Here is a 20923-nt window from a genome sequence, read left to right on the forward strand (position 1 = left end):
GGGATTTTGACCGACCCACGGGGCCTGCTCGAAGCTGGAACCGATCTCCGCACCATCCAGCTCCTGCTCGGCCATCGCAGCCTGTCAACGACCGCTCAATATCTGCGGATCGCCACCAACAAGGTTTGCGCAGCGACGAGCCCGCTTGAACTGCTGCCGCGTCCGATCCCCAAGGCTTCCTCGCCACCACCCGAACATTTCTGACGGCCAGTCTCATGGCCCGCTCAAGTCCGGAGGTCGCGGATATTCCGTCGCTACGGCGCTGCCTGACGAGAGCAGCACTGGGCCTCGCTATCGACCGAACGACGCGCAGCTATGACTGCCGTCGAGCGCTGCCGAACTTCAGCGCCCGGAGGCCATGTCGAACAGTGCGACCGCTGCGGTGAACGACGGATCGCTTACAACAGCTGCCGTTCCCGCAGTTGCCCCAAGTGCCAGTGGCTCGCCCGAGCGGAATGGATCGAGGCTCGGCGGGAGGAGCTTCTCGATACGCAGTATTTCCACGTCGTCTTCACCGTTCCCGACGAGATCGCCGCGATTGCCTTCCAGAATGCCAGCACGGTCTACAAGATCCTGTTCCACGCGGCCGCCGAGACGTTGCGCACCATCGCTGCCGATCGGCGACACCTCGGCGCGGAGATCGGGTTTTTCGCGGTGCTTCACACCTGGGGGCAGAATCTTAGCCATCATCCCCACCTCCACTGCGTCGTGCCCGGCGGCGGGCTTTCGCCGGACGGGAGCCGCTGGATCGCGTGCCGTCCCGGCTTCTTCTTACCCGTCGCCGTGCTCTCCCGACTCTTCCGGCGATTATTTCTCGAAGGCCTGCAAAGGGCATTCGAGGCCGGTGAGTTGCGATTCTTTTCATCATTGGAACGGCTGCGCGATCTCGTCGCATTCCGGCGCTATCTGGATCCCGCCCGCCAGGTCAACTGGGTGGTATATGCCAAGCCACCCTTCGCGGGCGCTGAGCAGGTTCTGGAATATGTCGGACGCTACACACACCGGGTGGCAATCGCCAACAACCGGATCGTCGATATCGAGGATGGCAAGGTACGCTTCCGGTGGAAGGACTATCGCAACGAGAACCGACAAAAGGTGATGACGCTCGACGCCGGGGAGTTCATCCGGCGTTTCCTCGTCCATGTCTTGCCCGAGGGATTTCAGCGCATCCGCTATTACGGTTTCATGGGCAACCGCTACCGCAAGCAAAAGCTCGCCCGCTGCCGCGAACTCCTCGGAATGCAGCACTCCGATACTCCGGTGAATCCGAAGGAAGGGCGCGATTATCGCGACAAGGTCGAGGAGCTGACCGGGGTTTCCCTGCGGGAATGTCCCTCTTGCCGTCAAGGGCAGATGGTGTGCATCGAGGTGCTCCCGCCCATTGCGTCACAAGACCCACCTCTTCTGGACACCTCATGACGGTCGGGCTTTTCCAATCATTGATCATCGTTCTCTCCGTCTGCCAAGGCAGACAGCAGGCATCCTATTGTCATGCCTCCGACATCGAGCCCTCGAGGCGCAGGCGTCGCCGGTCTTTCCGTCCGCGAGATCATATCTCGATTAGAATTCTTCGCCATGAAGGCCGCATCGAGTATGTTCCGAAGCCTCAGCGACGGCACTGTCCGTGGGGATGCCGCATCCAATTTCCATAGCGGCACCGCCGAGCTAGGCGGCTTCGTCCAACACGTTTTTAGCTTACCGGCGCACTCAAAGCAGCGCACTTTGAAGCTTCGTGCCGCGCCGCCAATCTAAAAACGCTCTCTACTATGCCGCACTCGGCATAGGCAAGTGACGATGAGGCTGTACATGGCTGCGGCGCGCCGCCCTCCGCGATCAGATCCGCAGAACAGCCAGGACTTCCGTCCAAGAGCGATGCCTCGCAAGCCCCGTTCGGCGGCATTGTTGGAGAGACACACGCGTCCATCTTCCAGGAACAGCGTGAAGCTCGCCCAGCGCTTCAGGATATAGTTGAACGCCTTGGCCAGGTCGTGCCCACGGGAGAGCTTGGCGAGCTGTTCCCGCATGTAGACCTGAAGATCATCGACCAAGGGACGGCTCAGCGTCTGCCGCACCTGAACACGCTCCTCCGCACTCCTGCCATTGATGGAGCGTTCGATCTCGAACAGCGCATCGATCCGGCGCACGACCTCGACCGCGATGGGCGAGAGTGGGATCTCCTTTTTGCCGGCAGCCTTGCGCCGCGCATTCTCTTCGATGTCGGCCATGGCGAAGAACGGACGCCTTCCATGCGACCAGCAGGCAGCCTCCCGGATCGGTCCGGGCTGGCGTCCCGCCAGATAGAGTTGGTTGTACCCGTCATAGGCGTCGGCCTGCAGGATGCCGGCATCTCGGGCCAGATGCCCCTGGGGATGCTCGCCCTTGCGGTCGCGGGAGTAATAGAACATCGCCTCGGCGGGCCGGCTCCACCAAATGGCTTGTCGTCCCGCACGTAGATCCAGCACCGCCCCGTGTCGGTCTCACCCTTAGCCAGCACCGGCACGGTCGTATCGTCGGAACGCTCGGCCGCCATGCATGGGCCTCAAGGCGGCGCAGCAACGGATCTAGCGAGGCACAGACCGCCCCAACGGCATCCGCCATGGTCGACAGTGCGATCGGCACGCCTTCCAGAGCGTAGCGCTCGGCCTGGCGGTTCAACGGCTGATGTTGGCCGAACTTCTCGAACATGATCATGGCCAGGAGGCTCGGGCCAGCCCATCCCCTGGCGATGGCATGGAATGGGGCCGGCGCCTGGCTGATCTTCTCGCAGTCGCGGCAGGAGAACTTCTCCCGATCCGTCTCGATCACCTTCCACTGGCGCGGCACCACTTCCAGCGTGCGGGTCACATCCTCGTCGAGCTTGCGAAGGCGATTGCTGCCGCAGCATTCACAAGCCGTAGGCCCATCGATCACCAGTTCCCGGGGCAGATGCTCAGGGAAGGTCCGGCGCTCGGCACGCTGGCGCGCAAATCCACGAACCGTCGTCGTCTTCGCCACGGCCCGTTCCGCCGCAAGCTCGTCCTCGGTGGCGTCGGCTTCCAGCTCTTCGAACGTCAGCGCCAACTGCTCGATCAGCCGCGCTGAACGCTCTGACCGTTGCCCATAGATCTGATGTTTTAGCTTGGCGATCTGCAGCTTCTGCTGAATCCGCACCTGAGTTGGCAACCGCAGAGCACGTACCGGCTTTCCGCGGGCACTTTGAATGCACATGTCAAGAGTATAACCGGGACAAGGGCGCTGGTGGCAGCGTCGGGGTAGCACTGTGTGAGCTGCGGAACTCGTCGGTTGGGCTAAGCGATGAAGATCGCGCACGGTACCCGACCATTGCCGATCCCTAAGTACGGTGCTGATAGGCTCGAGGCGGGACGACGAGATGCTGGGCAGCGCCTCGTTGGCAAGAGGAGCTTTCTGCCGGTACGCCACGACCAGGATGTGCATCTGAGGCTAATGGACGACCAACATCCATCTGCAGCCAGCTAAGCTCAGCCGACGCCTGTTCAATGCGCACGGAAAGCAGCCTCTTTACTCGGAGGATGCGTCCCCCTGTCTCGGGGCCGAGGCCCCAATCAATGGCAGTGCTGTAAAACGCAACGGTAATAATTCCGTAGGTGTTCTTCGCAGCTTCGGCGTTCAGAAAGATCAAAGGGCGATGGCTGTGTGGCTCAACGAGGAGCCGCACAGCGATGATCGCGCAATCGGGCCGGGTAGCGCTCACCCGCGCCCCGGGGAACCGCGCCAAGCTCGCACGAGTCGCTGGAGCAAGCTATGGTCCATTAACAAGTCCAATACCGAAGCTATGTGGACGGGCTCCTAGCGCGGGATTGCCCCCGGCATCTACATTGTCGGGTGATGAATGAGCCGAACGTCGTTGGGCCCTCCCGGCCCCAGGAGGGCGGTGTAGAGCTCGCCGCGAATGTCGTATTGCTTTACCGGCTGCGCCGCGTCCGGCAAGAGGCCCCAGCGGCCGAGCATCGAGAGCATCGTGTGCGAGGCGGGTTGGGTGCCGTGCGAAAAATTCTCGGGAACGGCGAATGATGCAGCATAAACCTCGCGGGCCGCCGGGGACGTCCTCTCAGCCCTGGAGGACGCCGGAGCGGCATGCTCCATCGAACGTCCAAGCAGCGCTGGTGAGGCTCGATTTGCTGGCTGCGCGCTGGGCTGCGGAACGTTTTCCGGTCGAGATTCGAGAGGAATGGCAGGGCCTGGCGGATTGAGTGGGGTGCTTCGCCTCATCGCCGCGGCGGGCACGAACAGCGCCGTGTAGCGGTCATTGTGAACGATAAAACTGTTGGGTCGGCTGTCCTGGCTCGGCGGAACGTTGCTACGGTCAAGCGCAGCGGACGCGTGCTGGTCGCCCTGCCGGAAATTCAAGGGAATAACGGCCGAGCCCGAATCCAGCCCTTGGTGATGACCCTCGGTTGGCTCGAGAGACGCCGATGGGCCGGCGTTTCCCACCATCGCCCACAGCAGATCCTGATCGTAGCCTTCTGCAGGAATGACGAGCGGACCGCTGGCCTGAAACGGTGCGCCGGCGTCTTCCATCAGGTCGCGAACGACTGAACTGCCGGGCTCGCTCAGCTGGCGTCCGATGGCATCCCCTTCCGTATTTAGTGTTCTTTGTCTCTTCGCAGGCCTCAACTCACCGGTGTAATCCTCACCCATGAGGACCTCGTGACTTGAAAAGGGAGCGCTCCCGGTCAGCTCGTTCCGAGCCGGTTGGTAGCCGTCGCTCCAGTCGAACCGGCGAACGGCTTTGCCGCGATCCGGTCCCTGGTGATCGCGCGCGGTTGGGAGAGACGATGTTAGGGTCGGTTCGCTCATCATCCCCGGCAGCGGGTTCTGATCGTGACCTTCCGCAGGCAGCTCTTTCGGCCAAGTCCAAGCTTCCCGCGGCGCGCTGTGCTGGGCAGCGGTGTCCCCGAGGTGCCTGGTGACGGCGTCTTCGGGATGAGGACCGTGGGCCCCCTGGTACCCAAGTTCCAAAGCCTCGATGAGGCTACGCTCTTCCTCAGACAGAGGAAGATAGTAGCGATCTGAAGAACCAGGAATCTCTGCAACGACAGGGGCATCAAGCTGCGGCACTTCATCCAAGTACGGCTCAAACTCCGCTTGCTGCTGTTGCGGTTGTGACACTGCGGCGTGGTCACGGTCGAATGGGTTGATGCTGTTAAATGGGTCCATGTCAACTCCCCGGGTTTGAGTCGGTTGGCAATGCCGAGCCGATAGTGTCGCTCTCTCTCACTCTATTAGGACCAGCTGTCGACAAGCTGACGCGCTTAGAGACTTACCGGATTGTGATCTCAGATCAGTCATTTCGCCGCTCCTGACCGCGACTGGTGAGGAAGCGGAGCGGGCGGTATGGCTTTGCGTGTTCGGGACGAGCTCAACGCCCTCGGCACTCTGACGACGCCACGATCTCGGCAACTAATTGGGGCTCTTCGTCAACCCAACTTCGACGCCATCTCGATCAACTTTCATCATAAATCTTACGGTTTGTGGCGACAACGGTTCCTTGGCTCACACACTCGGTTGCCGCACCGCGGCGGATCCTCTCGATCGGATTGTAGTTCTCAGCTGGCTCTGGTGCTCGGCAGGAAAGTCTTAGAAAGCCGCTAGGCCCTAGATTGGCGACCCTTGTCAGGTAATCAACGTCGCGCGCATGTTTGGCGCGGCTCTCGGCGAAGGTATCAAGTGCATGCTCCGCGACCGCTCGCCTTGGCGCCATTGAGATCCTGCATGGGCTTCTTCTTGCCGTTCCGAGCCCCCTCGGGATGTCTTTGAGCACGTCGACGGCCTTTTGCTGCCAGCGCTCGTATTCCCTCTGCGATTGGTTATTCAGGCCCAGAATCACTGAAGGTGAAAGGTTCGTTGCATCCTTTCCGGCAGGGCCGAAAGCGCCTCCTGGATCGCCTGTCGACAGGAATTTGTAGCGGTGCATGATCAACCGCAGACGGCTGACCGAAGGGCAGGATGTTGATCGTCTCCTTCGATCGTATCGGCTCCCTGGAGAAGTTCTCGCAGGTTCGTCATCCGCGTGGACACGCTGCCCTCTCTGAGCGCGTCATTACCCTTCCTGTGTAGCTCCCGTATTCTTTGTATTCACCCCCGGTCCCATTCAAGACCTCTATGTGCAGAACCCGACAGCAATTGCAATCGAGGCGATCTGAATCGCAAAGAGATGATTGTCTGAACCAAGCTCGCGAGTTCTGGCATGTCGATTGCTAGGAAGTGCCTGCTACATCATGCCACCAACTAGACGCAGAGGCCGAGACAGATCCAACTTGCCGTCCAACCAATTCTCTAGCAGACAAGCGGCGCTGTTAACTGCCGCTCCGCCAACGGAGCCCGGTCATGCTGATCGACACATCCAAAATCTTCGACTCCATTCGCATCAACAAGAAGGAAGCGCAAGAGCGCCAGACCGCGGCGCTATGCGAATGGCCTGGTTGCCAGAACAAAGCTACCCATCCGGCGCCCAAGGGCCGCGACAATGAGCGTGAATATTGGCACTTCTGCATCGACCATGTTCGCGAATACAATAAATCCTACAATTTCTTCTCGGGCATGGACGCGGAAGCGGTCGCGCGCTACCAGAACGACGCGCTGACCGGCCATCGTCCGACCTGGAAGATGGGCGAGAACATCAGCACCAGCGAAATGACCGGCAGCGCGGCCGATTTCGAGAACGACTGGCATGCCCTCTGCACGCTCCTCGAGCTGAACGGACGCGCCGGTGCGCGCCCCCGCGCGAAGGCCAAGCCTGAGGCGCGCAAGATTTTAAATGCCGAGCGGAAAGCGTTGCAGGTGATGGGCTTGAATGCCAATGCGACGCTCGGCGATATCAAGGCGAAGTACAAGGCGATGGTCAAGCAGCACCATCCAGATGCCAATGGCGGCGACCGCTCCACGGAGGATCGCCTGGTCGAGATCATCAAGGCCTACCATTATCTCAAGACGGTAGTGCGCGATAGCTAGCCCGGATATCTCAGTGGGGCTCAATGGCGCATCAGCCGTGGAGGACGGAACCACCCAGACATTACTCGCTTTGCTCTGGTTCGCTGGCCGTTAATTCCCTGGCTAACGCGTTCGGCCGAGGATGGCGAACAATCGACATCTTGAGCGGTTCGTCTCATTTCGCCCTGACCTGTCCGTGAGTATTTCCTCCAGAAGGAGTTAGAGTGCGGCCTGAAGAAGGACGGGCAAATGAAGCGAGCAAGGTTCACGGAAGAGATGGGGTATTCGGTCCCGATCGCCTGGCCTATGTGCCGCGCAGCACGTTTTGACTGACGATCATGGACCAATTCCATTCAAGGAGGAAAAGCCATGATCTACGTTGGCCTCGACGTTTCGCTGAATTCCGTTGCGGTATGTGCGGTGGACGAGACCGGAAAGCTTATCCGGGAGGGAACGACGTTGGCGGATGCGCCATCGATTGTGCAGTATCTCGAACCATGGGCTGATCAAGTTGAACGGGTGGGCCTTGAGGCAGGACCGACGTCAGAATGGCTGACCGCAAATCTAATCGAACTGGGGCTGCCGGCCATCAGTTTGGAAGCCCGCCAAGTTAAAGGCGGCGCTTTCGGCCATGCCGGTGAAGACCGATCGGAATGACGCCCGTGGGATCGCGCAGGTGGTGAGAACGGGATGGTTCAAGCCTGTTCACGTCAAGAGCATCGGCAGCCAAAGGGCGCGGACGCTGGCCGCGGCTCGCAAGCATATCGTTCGCTCCATCGCTGCCGCAGAGCAAGTCATCCGCGGACTTCTGCGTCCGCTCGGTCTCAAAGTCGGAATCGTCTCGCGGACTCTGTTCGCGACGAGAGTTCGTGAGTTGGTCGGCGATGACGCCTTGCTCGAGGCGATCATGAATCCGCTGCTTGCCGGACGCGAAGCGCTGATGCGGGAGTACGCCCGACTACATCGCCTGGTTCTGAAGACCGTGCGCAGTGACCCGGCTTGTCGGCTCTTGATGACGATGCCGGGGATCGGCCCAGTCTCTGCGTTGACCTTCCGCTCCACTGTGGACGATCCCAGGCGATTCCTGCATTCCCAATCCGTCGGCGCCTATCTCGGGTTGACGCCCCGACGATACCAATCTGGCGAGGTTGATCGGGTGGGACGGCTCACAAAAGTCGGAGATGGAGAGACGCGCACAGCCCTGTTCGAAGCTGCCAACGTCGTTCTCAGGCCATCAACCCGATGGTCTCCGATGAAGGCCTGGGCGGTGCGTGTTGCCCACCGGCAAGGAAGCAAGCGTGCGAAGGTCGCGCTGGCCAGAGAGATGGCTGTCATCCTTCACCGAATGTGGGTTGATGGAACCGAATTCCGATGGACGGCGGTGGCGTAAGAACGCCATCGCCATCCCAAGAGACGCCCGTCGCGGGGCGTGGGGATGGTCGAGTTCGTATGATCTGTCGTGGCATCCGCCCTCCAGGTCGGGTGACTACGCCGAAGAGCTTGAACCGACCATTCAACCGAATCCCATCGTGTGGCGGCTTTGCCGACCACGAACAGAAGCAAGGTACCCGCGGCACGTGCTCTTAAGGGATTGACAGAAGCAGACCGAATACAGAAGCAGATTATCGCGGTGTTGAAGGAGCATGAGGCCGGGGCTAAGACGGCTGACCTCGCTCGCAAGCACGGGATCTCCGAAGCGACGATCAACAATTGGAAGGCCAAATTTGGCGGCATGGATGTCTCCGAGGCCAAGCGGCTGAGGCATTGGAGGAGGAGAACGCGAAGCTGAAGAAGCTGCTTGCCGAGCAGATGCTCGATGCGGCAGCGCTTCGCGAGCTCCTTTCAAAAAATGTATGACCCGCCCCGCCCGTGCAAGGGTCGTTTCGATCAGGACGATGCAGTCTGCACAAATGTATCCGGCCTCTTGCAAGTGGGCCGCTGTTGCGGCCAGGCCATGATGAGATCCGCGCGTGCCGTTCCCAGATAAATGGTCCGGGCTCAAAACCCGCTTTTTTGCACAGGGCTTACGGCGCGCCGATCGACTGTCTCGTCATCACTTTCACGAGCCTCGCAGTCTGGAATAAACGGGATCAGCTAAAGGCCGGATCCCGCCGTTCGTAGCTTGCGCCGGGCTTAGTCATCACTACCCACGCGATCCGCGCAATCTTTGCCGCCAGGGCGACGGTGACCTTGTTAGTGTGCATGCGTGCCTGAAGTCCCAGGCGCGAAGGTGATATCGCGAGCGATCAAGGTGTGTCACGCAGGAGCGGGCGCCGTGGATGATCATCCGGCGCAGATATCGGTTGCCGCGCTTGCTTGTCCCCAGCAGCTTCGTTTTGCCTCCCGTAGAGTATTCTCTGGGAACAAGACCCAGCCAAGCTGCCATATCGCGGGCCTTTTTGAACTGTCGGGCAGATCCAGCTGCTGCCAAAAAGCGCCGTCGCCGCGAGGGGACCAATGCCCGGGATAGTCATTAATCGACGTGCGGTATCGCTTTGAGAGGCAATCGCCTCAATCTCGCGGTTGACTTCAGCAATCCGCAGCTCCAGCTGCCGCAGCTCGTCGAATGTAGATGCAAGAATGCGACGCATGGCCGACGTTAGATCATTCGATTCATCTGCCAAAACCCTCGGCAGATCTGCCTTGCACTTGCCGGCGCCCTGGTGAATAGCGATCCCATATTCCAGGCAAAAAGCCGGCATCTGATTTATGAGACACGTCCGTTGCGAAATCATCCTATCGCGAACACGATGCAGCGCTTGTAGGTCAATGTGTCAGGCGACCGTATCTCGACGAAGCGCATTGTTGGTCGCGTCACTGCTTCCGCGATCGCTGCGGCATCGATGATGTCACTTTTGTTGGACTTTACATAAGGCTTGACGAATTGAGCCGGAATAATGCGGACGGTATGCCCCATCGCGGCGATCTTGCGTGCCAACCATTGCGAGCCGGAGCAGGCTTCCATCCCCACCAGAGCCGGCCCGGCGCGTTCGAAGAACTGCAAGAGTGTAGCTCGCCGAAACGTCGCCTTCTGGATCGAACCTATCTCAAAATTGAAGATCAGCGTCGATCGGCTATAAAGGAAAGATGATTCGGCTGACGGACGAGCAATGGGAGCGCATCCGGCAACACTTTCCGGAAGAGCACCTTGCCGACGGCCGGCCGGGCCGGAAGCCGATTGCGACGCGTCAAGTTCTCGAAGCCGCTCTTTGGATTTTGAACACGGGTGCGCAGTGGCACATGCTGCCGCAGTGCTATCCGAACTATAAGACCGTACATCGTCGCTTTCAGAACTGGTGTCGCAATGACGTGCTGCGACGCGTTCTGACCGATATCGCCAACGAACTTCGCGAGAAAGGCTTGCTCGACGAAGAGGAGTGTTTCATCGACGCGACCTTTGCGATGGCCAAAGGCGGCGGTGCAGAGATCGGCCCAACGAGGCGCGGAAAGGGCTTAAAAATCATGGCGATTGTGGATCGCCACGGTTTGCCGCTTTCAGTGAGCACGCATGCCGCGAACCATCACGAAGTGCGCTTGGTACAGCTCTGCTTCGACTTCTACATGATCGAGGCCAAGCCAGAGAACCTGATCGGCGACCGCGCCTATGACAGCGATGCGCTCGACGATGAACTGCGGTCACAAGGCATCGAGATGATCGCGCCACATCGTTCAAACCGAGTGAGGTCGCTCACCCAGGACGGCCGCAGGCTCCGTCGTTATACTCGGCGTTGGCTGGTCGAACGCTTCTTCGCCTGGATACAGTGGCGGCGGCGCCTGCTGGTCCGCTGGGAGTTCTATCCGCAAAACTTCCTCGGCTTCGTCCAGCTCGCTTGCCTGCTGATCCTATTTCGACAATTTTGAGATAGGTTCTCGGCATTCCGGCGGCGTCGAGCCCAACGACGTGGAAAAGGTTCTTGCCAATATCGATCCCAAACACCGTTGCCGGCCTGGGTTTGTTCCGTGTCCTCATTGCTTCCTCCTTTTAAAGGCCAACTCAGTCTGACCGAGAGGATGGGGCGGGTCATCCCATTAATGGTAGGGCCCGCCGCCGAGCGCGCTGCGGTCGCGCATCTGCAGGCTGTCATGAGCCTGTCGGAACGGCGGGCCTGCTCGATCGTGGGCGCGGATCGGAAGATGATCCGCTATCGCTCCAGCCGTCCTCCGGACGCGGCTCTTCGTGGCCGGCTGCGTGACCTCGCCAACGAGCGGCGACGTTTTGGCTACCGCCGGCTGTTCGTCCTGCTGCGCCGGGAGGGCGAGCCGTCGGGGATCAATCGGATCTACCTGCTTTATCGCGAGGAAGGGCTCACCGTCCGCAAGCGGCGGGCTCGCCGCAAGGCCGTGGGGACCCGAGCCCCGATCCTGGTCGAGGCGAGGCCCCACGCGCGCTGGTCGCTGGACTTCTCAAGGCCGGGCTAGCCAACCGACACGGATGTTGTAGACAAGCCCTATGTCGCGGAAGCCTTGCTGTGTCGGGATCGTGGCTTTGCCCGCCACCGGGACGTGAACCTCGTGTACTCCTTCTCGGCGGATTCCACGCGTGCTCGTTCCTCAGCCCTCTTCGCGGGGATGTTGTAATCATAGGCCGATCCACGCTTGGCATGGCTGGTGGGTAATCCAGCGCGCAGTTCGATGCTCCGGAACTTGCGCGCCAGCAGGGCCGGCCTGGTCCAGATGTAGTCAGTGCTCTTGGTCAGCATATGCCAGATGATCATCGCCAGCTTCCGCGCCGTCGCGACTGCCGCGATGTGCTTGCCGCGTCGTGAAGCCACGCGCTGGAAGAATGCACGCAGCGGTCCCGGCGAACGGGCTACAGCCCATGCTGCTTCGACGAGCATTCCGCGAGCTTGGCCGCGGCCCTGCTTGGTGATCCTGCCATGGTAGGCGGAGCTCTCGCCAGACTGCCTTACGCTCGGGTTTAGCCCCAGGTAGCTCACCAGCCTGGTCGGATCGGCAAAGCGCCGAACGTCGCCGACGGCCCGAAGCCACCGTCATGTCCACACCCGGGAGCGTCATCAGCCGCCGAATGATCGGATCGGACATCGCTTCACGCGCGATATCCGCCTCGACCTCCTTCAACGAACCCTGGATCAGGTCGATCTGCGCCAGGTGCCGCTCGATTGCGGCACGCTCGTCGGCAGGTACAATCTGGGCGGCGATCCACCTGCGACCGCTGATCCCTACAAGGTTGAGGTGTGACAGGGCGGAATGAGGTGGGCGTGAAGGATCGACTGAATGAGGTTCTTCAAGCGTACCCGCTGACGCACGAGCTGCGTACGGCGCGCAACTTGCCGTCGCAGGGCCATAGTGCGCTGATCGGGTACCCAGACCTCCGGAAGAAATCCGGTGGCGTACAACTTCGCGAGCACGGCGGCATCAATCGCATCCGTCTTGATCTTTGCGTGCGCGATCTACCGCACCTGCTTCGGGTTGGCGATGACAACACGGTCGACATACGGCGCTAGAACTTCGACAACGGCCGCGGCATTGCCAGTCGCCTCGACGACCACGTGGTCATCATGGGTGAGTTCCTTCCTGGCGAAAGCCTCCAAGCTGTCACGAGTCATGGGAATGCGGCCGAGCTTCGTTAGATGTCCCTCGAGCAGCGCCACGGCCTCGGCCGCCACGCGATGGATGTCCATGCCAATGATGCGCATCTCTCCCTCCATGGTCAGTGCGAAAGGGAGCTGCGGGCAACACGACAATTACGGATCCGCGCTCGCAGCGCATCCGGGCTAGTCGCAGGGGCGGCCAGATAACGACCTCGAACTCGCAGTTCATGTCAGTGCGACGGCCTGCCCGCACTTGCGTGCTCCCGGTGCCCCGAGGCCCGGATCGGTCTACGCTAATGGGCTAGATCGAGTCTGGAAACACGGGACACCGGCTACATCATGCCGGATAACGCCTTTATCGAGGCGTTCAACGCCGCTTCCGGGCCGAATGCCTCAACGCCCATTGGTTCCTGTCCCTTGCAGACGCCCAGGAAAAAGTGGAGACTTGGCGCTGATACTACAACTGCGCATCAGAACACCCATCTGGCTATGTGATTGAAGAGAAGAGAGTTTGTTGAGCGGGATGCGATCCCGCGGGGTATTTTGGGTTCTGTCGCGCTCGTTCGGCGATAGATTGAGCAGCAGTGGTTATCAGCCAGGTGTGGGCGAAGATCCAAGGACCATCCGGAAGAGGATGGATGGATTCGATCTCGCCGGCTTCAGCGGCCAGCCGGAGCGTCTTAGGCGCGATCTTCGGGAGCTTTGCGGCGTTGCCAAGGTTGAGCCATGGCTCGATCCCGTCCTCGGCAGGCTTGAACACCGCGATGTGGTAGTTCGAGCGCATTGATGTGACGCGCTCGCGGGTCCAGCGATTGCCGTTACCGGTCTTGAGGCCGTTGCGATTGAGGAGGCCGGCAATCAGATCGTCGCTGGCGATCAGCACCAGTTGACGCACGGCCTGGACGATATCGGCAGAGGTGCTGTTGCGCTGTCCGCGCCGGCGCTTCGGCAAGCGCAACTCGCTGTGGGCGCCCCCCACCCAATGGACGATGAGAACGATCTCCGAGGCCGCGTCGTCGATATCGGCCACGACCTCATGGATGAGGGTGCGCACAATGCGCTTCTTGAGGCGAGCATCCGTCGTCGGCGCATCCCAGACCGTTTTGAGGTTCGAGGCCAGAACGCCGAGCGAGACTGGATCGGCAATGGGTGCGGGCGTCGCCGCATCATGCATGGCGATCTTGGCCTCAACCTCCGCCGCGTGAGCGAGCGCCCTGTTCCAGCGGGCTTCCAACTCACTGGCCACCAGCCGGTTCGCGGGATCAGCGGCATCGTATTGCCGGAAAGCCCTGTCGGCGGCATAGCGCGCCGCTTCGAGGTCGCAACTGAGAGCATCGCGTACCTGATCGCGCCGTTCCCTGGCTCCCTTGGCGGCAGCGGTTGCGGCGGCGACAGCGCCCGGACCGACGACTCCAAGCAGCGATTCCTCGATGGCGTCATCGACGCGCAGTCCGCCGAAGGCGATGCAGTGGGCCCCGCCATTATCCATCCAGGCACGGTTGCAGCTGTAGCGCGGGATATGGTTCTCCATGCCGGAGTACCGGAGTGTGAGCTTACGACCGCAGCGCGTGCAGCGGACTGTCGTTCGTGCCGGTGGTGTCGGAATCAGCGTTGCCGGCGGCCACAGAGCCCTCCGGGTCGCCGGAGGCAGCCATTGTGACGGTTGAGTTCCAGGGCGCGCGCGTGGAGTTGCGCGGGGCGCCTGGCCTTGCTGTGTTGAGCGATGTGTTGCTGGCACTGCGACGGACACGTTCATGCTGACGATGCCCGCGAGCCTCATGATCTATGTGGCGACGCAACCTGTCGACTTCAGGAAGGGTGCGGAGGGCTTAGCGTTGCTGGCGAAGGAGACGCTGGGCCATGACCCGATGAAGGGCGTGGCGGTGGTGTTCCGTGCGAAGCGCGCCGATCGGGTGAAGATTGTCGTCTGGGATGGCAGCGGCCTTGTGATGTACTAGAAGCGGCTTGATGGCAGTAGCTTCAAATGGCCTCCCATCATGGCCGGCGTGATGCGGATGAATGCGTCCAGCTGTCAGCACTTCTGGGCGGCATGGATTGGACGCGCATGCACGCGCCTCACCTGAGATCGCGATGAAGGTAAGGGCGAGTGTTGCACGCGCCGGAGCGACGCTGATGGACATTTTCAGAGCGGTCAAGGCGGAGGCGTGCTTGTTTAAATGGGACCCAGGTCGCGATCGCCAAGTAGTAAAGCGCGACGCCGCAGAATTCACCCTCGTTGCTACCACCTGACGCGCCGATCGCATCGACGGACCTCACCACACACTCCTTGGAGTGGACCCATGTCAGCGCCGGACGCCCGACGGGCTTCTGTGTTAGCCGCCGGGTACACGCGCCTTGACACTGCGATGATTGCGCACCTCGGCGCTCAAACGCCCGACTTGTCGCAGCTGTGACCGGTCTTGTCGGCTATCCGACGTGGCCATGGAAAAAAAACATCGAATACGCAGTGTTCAGGGTGGCACGGATTCTGCTCACTGCGACCGTCATGGGAGCGGCGCCAGAACAACGACCGTTCGGGCTACGTTGCGAATGGCGCGCATGTTGTTTCTGAGGTGATATGCGAAGTGGAGTTCTTGTTTGCGGCGCGGCAGTAGTTTCGCTTGCAACATGCAGTCTCGCTAACTCAGCGGACCTGACCCCGGCGGCGAGAGTCTCGTCGACATTGTGGAGCTGGACTGGAGGATATGTTGGCTTTCACGGCGGTGGTGGTTATGGCCGCACGTCCTTCACCAATCCCTACGGGCCATCAATCTATGGCGACATCGTCAACACGCCAATATTCCTCGCCGGCGGTCAGATCGGCTACAATTGGCAAAGCAACGGATGGGTTCTTGGCGCCGAGTTGGATGTAAGCCATGCTGTGTCCGACGGCACAAATAGCTGTCTTGCCTTCTCCGGTAATGTTGTGATCGCCACCTGCAAGGCAGGTCCGAACGTCTTTGTCACAGGCACCGCTCGGATCGGTTACACTTTTGGTGCCCAGGGTCGCACGCTCACCTATGTCAAGGCCGGCGCAGCCTGGCAGAACAATCGCGGGAGCATCGCTAACAATGACGAATTTCACGATGACGGGTCTCCCGGATTTCCGCAGCACACTACGCAATTTGACTACGGTCGTTTCGGATGGACTGTCGGATTCGGTGTGGAGCAAGCCTTGACGGCCGCTTGGTCGCTCAAATTTGAATACGACTATATGAGGTTTGCTGGACCGCCCCTGGCGACGCCTCCGACCATGCAGTTCCCGCCGCTCGCCGTCATCCCCGCCAGCGCAAGCGATTTATCGAGCAGTTATCAAGTTGGAAAGGTCGGCTTGACTTATCATTTCGGAAGCGGCCCGAGTCAGCCGGAACGGTCCCATGGATCGCTGTTCCCCGAAAGAGGGGGGGCCGGTCATCGTGCATATTCCGATGATTGGTCGATTGAAGGCGGCTCACGGGTCTGGCTCAGCAGGGGAACATTCCAATGGGACTACAATCTTCCACCTCCGATGCCTGGCGATAGCGTCATTCCGAGTTCGAGGCTCACCTATCATGGGCTGGACGGCATTTCCGGCGAGCTTTTCGCACGTCTTGATAGTCCCTGGGGAATATTCATGAAGGGCAATGTTGGCCTCGGACGCTTCGAGAAGGGAAAGATGAACGACGAGGATTCAAGTTACTACGGCATCGGCTATACCAACACCTTATCAGACCAGGCGAATGGGAAATTCATGTACTACACGGCCGACGCCGGATATGACTTTCTGCGCGATAAGGCCTACAAATTAGGCGCCTTTTTCGGATGGGGCTACTACGGCCAAAAATCGGATTCCAGGGGGTGCGCGCAGATCGCCTCGCCGGTGGGGCCGTGCGCGGTACCGCTATCGAAACGGCTCACCGGCAGTCAAGACACCAATTGGAATGCGCCGCGTATCGGCATGAGCGCAGAGGCGATGCTGCTCGAGCGCTGGCGCGTGAGCGCCGACGTTGCTTACCTGCCGTGGACCGACTTTACTGGTCGCGACAACCATCTTCTACGCCCTGAAACAGCTTTCTACGATCAGCGCGGGCGAAGTGGTGCAGGCGTTCAGGTGGAAGGAACATTGTCTTACTTTCTCAGCAAAAACTTCAGCATTGGTGTTGGGGCCCGGTATTGGGCGATGTGGACCGGGGGTGACAGCGATGTCTCTTTCAATTACGGCGCACACACCCCTGCGAAGTACAGCATGGAGCGTTGGGGAACGTTCTTTCAGACCTCCTACAAGTTTTGACTGAGTCGGGCAGCAAGCCCGGGCAGGCCAAATGTTTTTGTGGCCGGCCTAGACCGGAGGGACGGCAGCGCTATATATGAGCGCTGCCGCGGCTCCCGAGCTCGATGGAAATTTGAGTCGTGTCTCAGTTTGAAGTTTCGAACGGTTCCCGCCCATGTAGGGACCGTGCAGCCCCGGCCATTTCGGGTGTCAAGTAGCGCCACCGCATCTCGAACTTCGAGGGCTACGGCACAGGCGGCTTTCACCGCGGGCAGACCGTCAGTCTGCACGGCGTTGAGGATGTCGACCATCTGCCGATTGCCGTCGTCAGTGCTGGCAAGCCTGCGCCGGATCCGCTCAAGTGCGGCCGGCAGCACCCAGTCCTTGAAGGGAGCGCCATTGCGCAAAGCGCCGGGTTTGCGGGCCAGCACCGGCACATAGTGCCAGCGATCGGAGATCGTCTCGCCGCGTCCGAAGGATCGTGGATGCTCCGCAAGGTTCCTTCCATCATGGCGGATCAGATGCGATCGGTATAGCCTGGACCTCGACCGGGCGTCCGACTGCGCTGCCTGCGACTGAGTACTTGTTGTTGTCGAAGCGCACCAGGCAAGTCTTCGAGACCGATGCCGTCACCGCTTGGAGGCCGTCGAAGCGGCCGGCATAAGGAACGAGTTGGGCTGTTCGGTTTCGAACACGTCCCAGATCGTCTGATCGGCCAGCTCCGGATGGCGATGAGCTTTGGCGTAGGCGATTCATTTGTCGAGCAGCCAGGCGTTTAGCTCGTCCATGTTTTTGAACTGCAGCCGCGGCGTGAAGAAGCGCTCTCGGAACAGCCCGACCTGGTTCTCGACATGGCCCTTCTCCCAGCCCGACGCCGGCGAGCAGGCAACCGGGTCCATCAGATAGTGGCTGCACATCTGCTGAAAGCGGCGATTCTAGCGACGATCCTTGCCGACAAAGATCGACTTCACCGCAGTCTTCATGCTGTCGTAGATGCCCCGGCTGCAGATGCCCTTGAACAGGGCGAACGCCCCTTCGTGGGCATCGAACACCATCTCCTGCGTCTCCCGCGGATAGGCCCGCACGAACAGCATGCGGCTGTGACAGAGCCGGACATGGGCGGCCTTCACCATCACCGTGGTGCCGCTCAGCAGAATGACCACGTGGCTCCAGTCGAACTGGTAGGCTTCGCCGGGTGCAAAGCTCAGCCGGACATAAGCAGCCGCGGTCGATTGCCCGCGCTCCTTACTCCACCGCCCGTCGTAACGCCGCACCGCATCGTAACCGCCGTCATAGCCGCGGCCGCGCAGGTCTTCGAAGATCCGGATCTACGTCAGCTGTTCACGCGCCGGTTCAACGGGTCCGTGCCGACGCTGAAGGATATGTTATTGCCGCAGGGCCGCCGGCCGAGTTCTTTCTGCGTTGGCAGTCGCAAATTCGATCCTGTTAACGTCGGGCTCGTTGCGAAAGTGCGAGCGAGCGACGCCTGCCCGGCCGGCCTGACGGACTTCAACGTATCGCTGCTTGGGAACAGCAATCGCGGGCATTCTTTTGAGGGCGAGGAAACCGATATAACGAAGCTGCCGCCTGGGGTCATCGGGCCAGAATTGACCGACGCCGAACGGCGGGCGCTTCTAGAGTATTTGAAAGGGCCAGAGTCTTGATCAGGAGTAGAGCCGTGATGTTCTTCGGTGCTGCTAACTCAGGAGGTGCTCCCGCGCTCGAGCTGGGCATGCAGATTGCGCAGACATCTCCTCGGAACGTGAGCTGGATCGCGCACGCGGGTCATCTGCGTATCCGACGGAGCTCGTCGGGTTTACGACATCGAATAAATCGCCGATCATTGATGACGCGCCGCGAGCGGATATCTTCAGCCGCGAGGCCCTGCTGGGCGCTGAGAAGACCATCAAGCGATCGAACGACTTGTCCGAATGTGTCGGCGGTCCTGCCAAGACATCAGGGTTGATGACACGCGACATCGTTTAATGTATATCCATATCGCGCAACCTTAAGTAAGGAAATTCAGAAGACCATTTCCTTCGCGTTCACACCAGCCCATTGATAATATTTATGTCGTGAATCTCGCGCTTGCAGTGTGGTCATTGTACCGCTCCATTGGAGGAGACCTTCTATGCTCGACTCCGAAACAACAGCCTGTCTCCGTCGAGTTCTGGATGAGGTGTGCAAAGGGCTGCCCCGTCACGAGACCGGCACCCGAGCGCACGTCGCTTCCAAAATTCTAGAAGCCGCAGCTCGAGGCGAGACGTCCGTCGAAGTTCTCCGGCAAGTCGGACAGAAAGCGCTAACCAGCGCTCCGTCGATGTGGCTTCAGCAAGGTCATCGTCGATATTCGCCCGAAAGTAGCGGTGCCGGTGAACCCGCCGATAGCTCAACCAAGCAGGATTAAGCACGCATAGCGATGTGCGGCTGGTTGATAAACTATTAGCCGCCACCCCTGCCTTCGTGGACAACCGCAAACTTGTTCGCTGGTTTACCGCCTTCGGTCCGATTGCCATTGTAAACGGAAAGGCGAAGTTCAAGCCCGGCATCCGTACTTTGCTCAAGGAAGCGATAGATACCCCCTTTTGGACCCTAAACTTAGGGGAATAGCGTGTGTGCGAGTAGAGCTTCCTGCTCTACCACTTAATGGGCAGTGACGAGGTTTTCACGGCCTTGCGGCGCAACGGAGCAATCGCGCGTCGGTTATCGGCAAGCTTTGTATGAAAAGCTTATCGTCTGCGGCCGACTTATCTGCCTGAGTTAGGATACCCAGTCGCGAATGACTATTGCCGACATGCGAGGCGATCCGGCACAGATGACCGTATGATTACCATCACCATCACAGTTGGCGGCATCATCACCATCTTCATCATCACAGCTCCTACCGCGATCTCGATCACCAAGATCGCCGGAATCATAATCACCACCACTACCATCATCACTATCGCGACGATGACGATTGATGATGTTGCATTCACTGAATCATGTTGCCTGCGTGCACGATGTAGATAAGCTCAGCCTATTTCTTCGCTTCCCAGATGGGTCTTGCGACATGAGATATGCACTAAAAGGAAACCGGCTGGCACCGCGCGTGGAAAAACAACTTCCCGGCCGAATGCCAAGAGTTTATCCAGCACGATGGGCAATCCGGGGAAAAGCACATCGCTGATGTCCGTACCCCTCATGGCCTTGTGATTGAGTTTCAGCATTCGCATCTCGATCCGCTAGAACGGGCTGCACGCGAGCGCTTCTACGGAAATATGGTGTGGGTTGTGGATGGCACCCGCCTACAACGAGACTACCCTCGGTTTAAAAGGGGAAAGGATGATCTCAGGCGCACCAAAATGCCGGGATACTTCCTTCTCTCATTCCCTGATGAATGCTTTCCCGCGATGTGGCTTGATAGTTCAGTGCGGCAGATTTATGGGTTCACGCCCTAGCAAAAGCGCGCCCTTTACTCGATCAACTGTGGTGTGAAGGTATTGACTCTGAATCAGCCTGCCCTTGCTTCTGCTAGAGCGTCTTCGCGTAGATGAAAAGAGAACGAGATAAGTCTCGCGAAACTGACATGCGGATTGACGCGTGCAGAGCGCCGTTTATCTCGCGCGCCTGGAACCCTAGGTAGAGCAAGCTCAAGCCTTAGGGGCGCTGCAAAGCGTCGAATATGCCCTATTGCGATAATCGCAAAACCGAGAAAACGGACACGTTCTCTTCCGCCTTCCCGCAACTGGCGATGTGTTCGACCGCAAAATCGGCCACCGATGAATCGTAACCCATGATTCTGCGCACGTGCTCTCCATCCGCTCCAGTGAGGGAGTGCTTATCATTCTTCAGATCACTGGTAAGCTCAGGCAAAGGATCACCTTGAGTCAGATGAAAGACCACTTTGCGGCCAGCGGAAGTTAAGGATCGAACCAATGGTGACCTGGACTCCCCTTGGTGCTGGTAGCTCGAAGAATGCGCGACCAACAAGAGGCGAGCGTAACTGGCATTCTTTGGAAGGGCTAGCTTCACGAAATCTTTAACCCCGCGATTAAAGAACGGACGACTAAATGGCTTCATCACTCGGTTCTCGATCACCTTCTCGTATGAGTCAGCAGAAGGACGCTGCCCAGCTAATCGCAGCCGAGGTCTAGCATCGAGGGGGCTCCGTGGCCGAGATTAAATCGCG

At 59.7% G+C, this 20923-nt stretch carries 11 protein-coding genes and 10 pseudogenes; 12 read left to right on the top strand and 9 right to left on the bottom strand.

The genetic code is table 11. The annotated features are described in order from the left end of the window. Positions 1-24: 24 nt before the first annotated feature. Both EI171_RS11245 and EI171_RS11250 read left to right on the top strand, forming a co-directional pair. A pseudogene (locus EI171_RS11245) lies at positions 25-204 on the top strand (integrase); the annotation flags it as partial. 66 nt (positions 205-270) lie between these two features. Continuing rightward, positions 271-1419: pseudogene (locus EI171_RS11250) on the top strand (IS91 family transposase); the annotation flags it as partial. A 368-nt stretch (positions 1420-1787) separates the two neighbouring features. Here the strand turns inward: EI171_RS11250 and EI171_RS11255 are convergent. The 3 genes and pseudogenes from EI171_RS11255 to EI171_RS11265 form a co-directional block, all read right to left on the bottom strand. Next, positions 1788-3207, bottom strand: a pseudogene (locus EI171_RS11255) (IS66 family transposase); the annotation flags it as partial. Between the two features lie 624 nt (positions 3208-3831). Further along, the gene (locus EI171_RS11260; protein WP_161533359.1) at positions 3832-5178 is read right to left on the bottom strand and encodes a hypothetical protein; all 1347 of its coding nucleotides are present in this window, start codon (positions 5176-5178) and stop codon (positions 3832-3834) included. Between the two features lie 286 nt (positions 5179-5464). Beyond that, a complete protein-coding gene (locus tag EI171_RS11265; protein ID WP_161533360.1) occupies positions 5465-5935 on the bottom strand; it encodes a hypothetical protein in 471 nt (156 codons plus the stop codon). A 413-nt stretch (positions 5936-6348) separates the two neighbouring features. Here EI171_RS11265 and EI171_RS11270 point away from each other — a divergent pair, with 413 nt between their 5' ends. From EI171_RS11270 to EI171_RS11280, 3 genes and pseudogenes are all read left to right on the top strand, one after another. After that, positions 6349-6972 carry a J domain-containing protein gene (locus tag EI171_RS11270; protein WP_097669982.1) on the top strand — a complete coding sequence of 208 codons (624 nt, stop codon included), beginning with the start codon at positions 6349-6351 and terminating at the stop codon, positions 6970-6972. Positions 6973-7320: 348 nt separating this feature from the next. After that, positions 7321-8341: pseudogene (locus tag EI171_RS11275) on the top strand (IS110 family transposase). Positions 8342-8542: 201 nt separating this feature from the next. Then, positions 8543-8805 (top strand): annotated as a pseudogene (locus EI171_RS11280) (transposase); the annotation flags it as partial. A 236-nt stretch (positions 8806-9041) separates the two neighbouring features. Here EI171_RS11280 and EI171_RS11285 read toward each other — a convergent pair. After that, positions 9042-9988: pseudogene (locus EI171_RS11285) on the bottom strand (IS110 family transposase); the annotation flags it as partial. A gap of 50 nt (positions 9989-10038) precedes the next feature. On the opposite strand from EI171_RS11285, the gene EI171_RS11290 reads away from it, so the two are divergent. Both EI171_RS11290 and EI171_RS11295 read left to right on the top strand, forming a co-directional pair. Continuing rightward, a complete protein-coding gene (locus EI171_RS11290; protein ID WP_161533361.1) occupies positions 10039-10812 on the top strand; it encodes an IS5 family transposase in 774 nt (257 codons plus the stop codon). 171 nt (positions 10813-10983) lie between these two features. Then, positions 10984-11355: pseudogene (locus EI171_RS11295) on the top strand (IS3 family transposase); the annotation flags it as partial. Between the two features lie 44 nt (positions 11356-11399). On the opposite strand, the pseudogene EI171_RS11300 reads toward EI171_RS11295, so the two are convergent. After that, a pseudogene (locus tag EI171_RS11300) lies at positions 11400-12608 on the bottom strand (IS110 family transposase). Positions 12609-12848: 240 nt separating this feature from the next. On the opposite strand from EI171_RS11300, the pseudogene EI171_RS11305 reads away from it, so the two are divergent. Beyond that, positions 12849-12955: pseudogene (locus tag EI171_RS11305) on the top strand (integrase core domain-containing protein); the annotation flags it as partial. Positions 12956-12990: 35 nt separating this feature from the next. Here the strand turns inward: EI171_RS11305 and EI171_RS11310 are convergent. Then, positions 12991-14034: a hypothetical protein gene (locus EI171_RS11310; protein ID WP_246740501.1), complete on the bottom strand. Its 1044-nt coding sequence runs from the start codon at positions 14032-14034 to the stop codon at positions 12991-12993. Positions 14035-14257: 223 nt separating this feature from the next. Here EI171_RS11310 and tnpB point away from each other — a divergent pair, with 223 nt between their 5' ends. Together tnpB and EI171_RS11320 are read left to right on the top strand one after the other, a co-directional pair. Further along, positions 14258-14461 (top strand): IS66 family insertion sequence element accessory protein TnpB, encoded by a 204-nt coding sequence (gene tnpB / locus EI171_RS11315; protein WP_161533362.1) that lies wholly within the window; start codon positions 14258-14260, stop codon positions 14459-14461. A 620-nt stretch (positions 14462-15081) separates the two neighbouring features. After that, positions 15082-16773: an outer membrane beta-barrel protein gene (locus tag EI171_RS11320; RefSeq protein ID WP_161533363.1), complete on the top strand. Its 1692-nt coding sequence runs from the start codon at positions 15082-15084 to the stop codon at positions 16771-16773. On the opposite strand, the pseudogene istA reads toward EI171_RS11320, so the two are convergent. After that, positions 16761-18101, bottom strand: a pseudogene (gene istA / locus EI171_RS11325) (IS21 family transposase); the annotation flags it as partial. The gene EI171_RS11320 and the pseudogene istA sit on opposite strands and share 13 nt — an antisense overlap. 15 nt (positions 18102-18116) lie before the next feature. Here istA and EI171_RS11330 point away from each other — a divergent pair. Both EI171_RS11330 and EI171_RS11335 read left to right on the top strand, forming a co-directional pair. Then, positions 18117-18416, top strand: a complete 300-nt coding sequence (locus EI171_RS11330; protein WP_305765026.1) for a hypothetical protein — start codon at positions 18117-18119, stop codon at positions 18414-18416. Positions 18417-19575: 1159 nt separating this feature from the next. Beyond that, positions 19576-19764, top strand: a complete 189-nt coding sequence (locus EI171_RS11335; protein WP_161533364.1) for a hypothetical protein — start codon at positions 19576-19578, stop codon at positions 19762-19764. Between the two features lie 2 nt (positions 19765-19766). Here EI171_RS11335 and EI171_RS11340 read toward each other — a convergent pair whose 3' ends face one another. Together EI171_RS11340 and EI171_RS11345 are read right to left on the bottom strand one after the other, a co-directional pair. Further along, the gene (locus EI171_RS11340; RefSeq protein WP_161533365.1) at positions 19767-19961 is read right to left on the bottom strand and encodes a hypothetical protein; all 195 of its coding nucleotides are present in this window, start codon (positions 19959-19961) and stop codon (positions 19767-19769) included. A 460-nt stretch (positions 19962-20421) separates the two neighbouring features. Further along, positions 20422-20814 carry a hypothetical protein gene (locus EI171_RS11345; RefSeq protein ID WP_161533366.1) on the bottom strand — a complete coding sequence of 131 codons (393 nt, stop codon included), beginning with the start codon at positions 20812-20814 and terminating at the stop codon, positions 20422-20424. Positions 20815-20923 lie beyond the last annotated feature (109 nt).

The organism is Bradyrhizobium sp. LCT2 (assembly GCF_009931255.1).
GTDB lineage: Bacteria > Pseudomonadota > Alphaproteobacteria > Rhizobiales > Xanthobacteraceae > Bradyrhizobium > Bradyrhizobium diazoefficiens.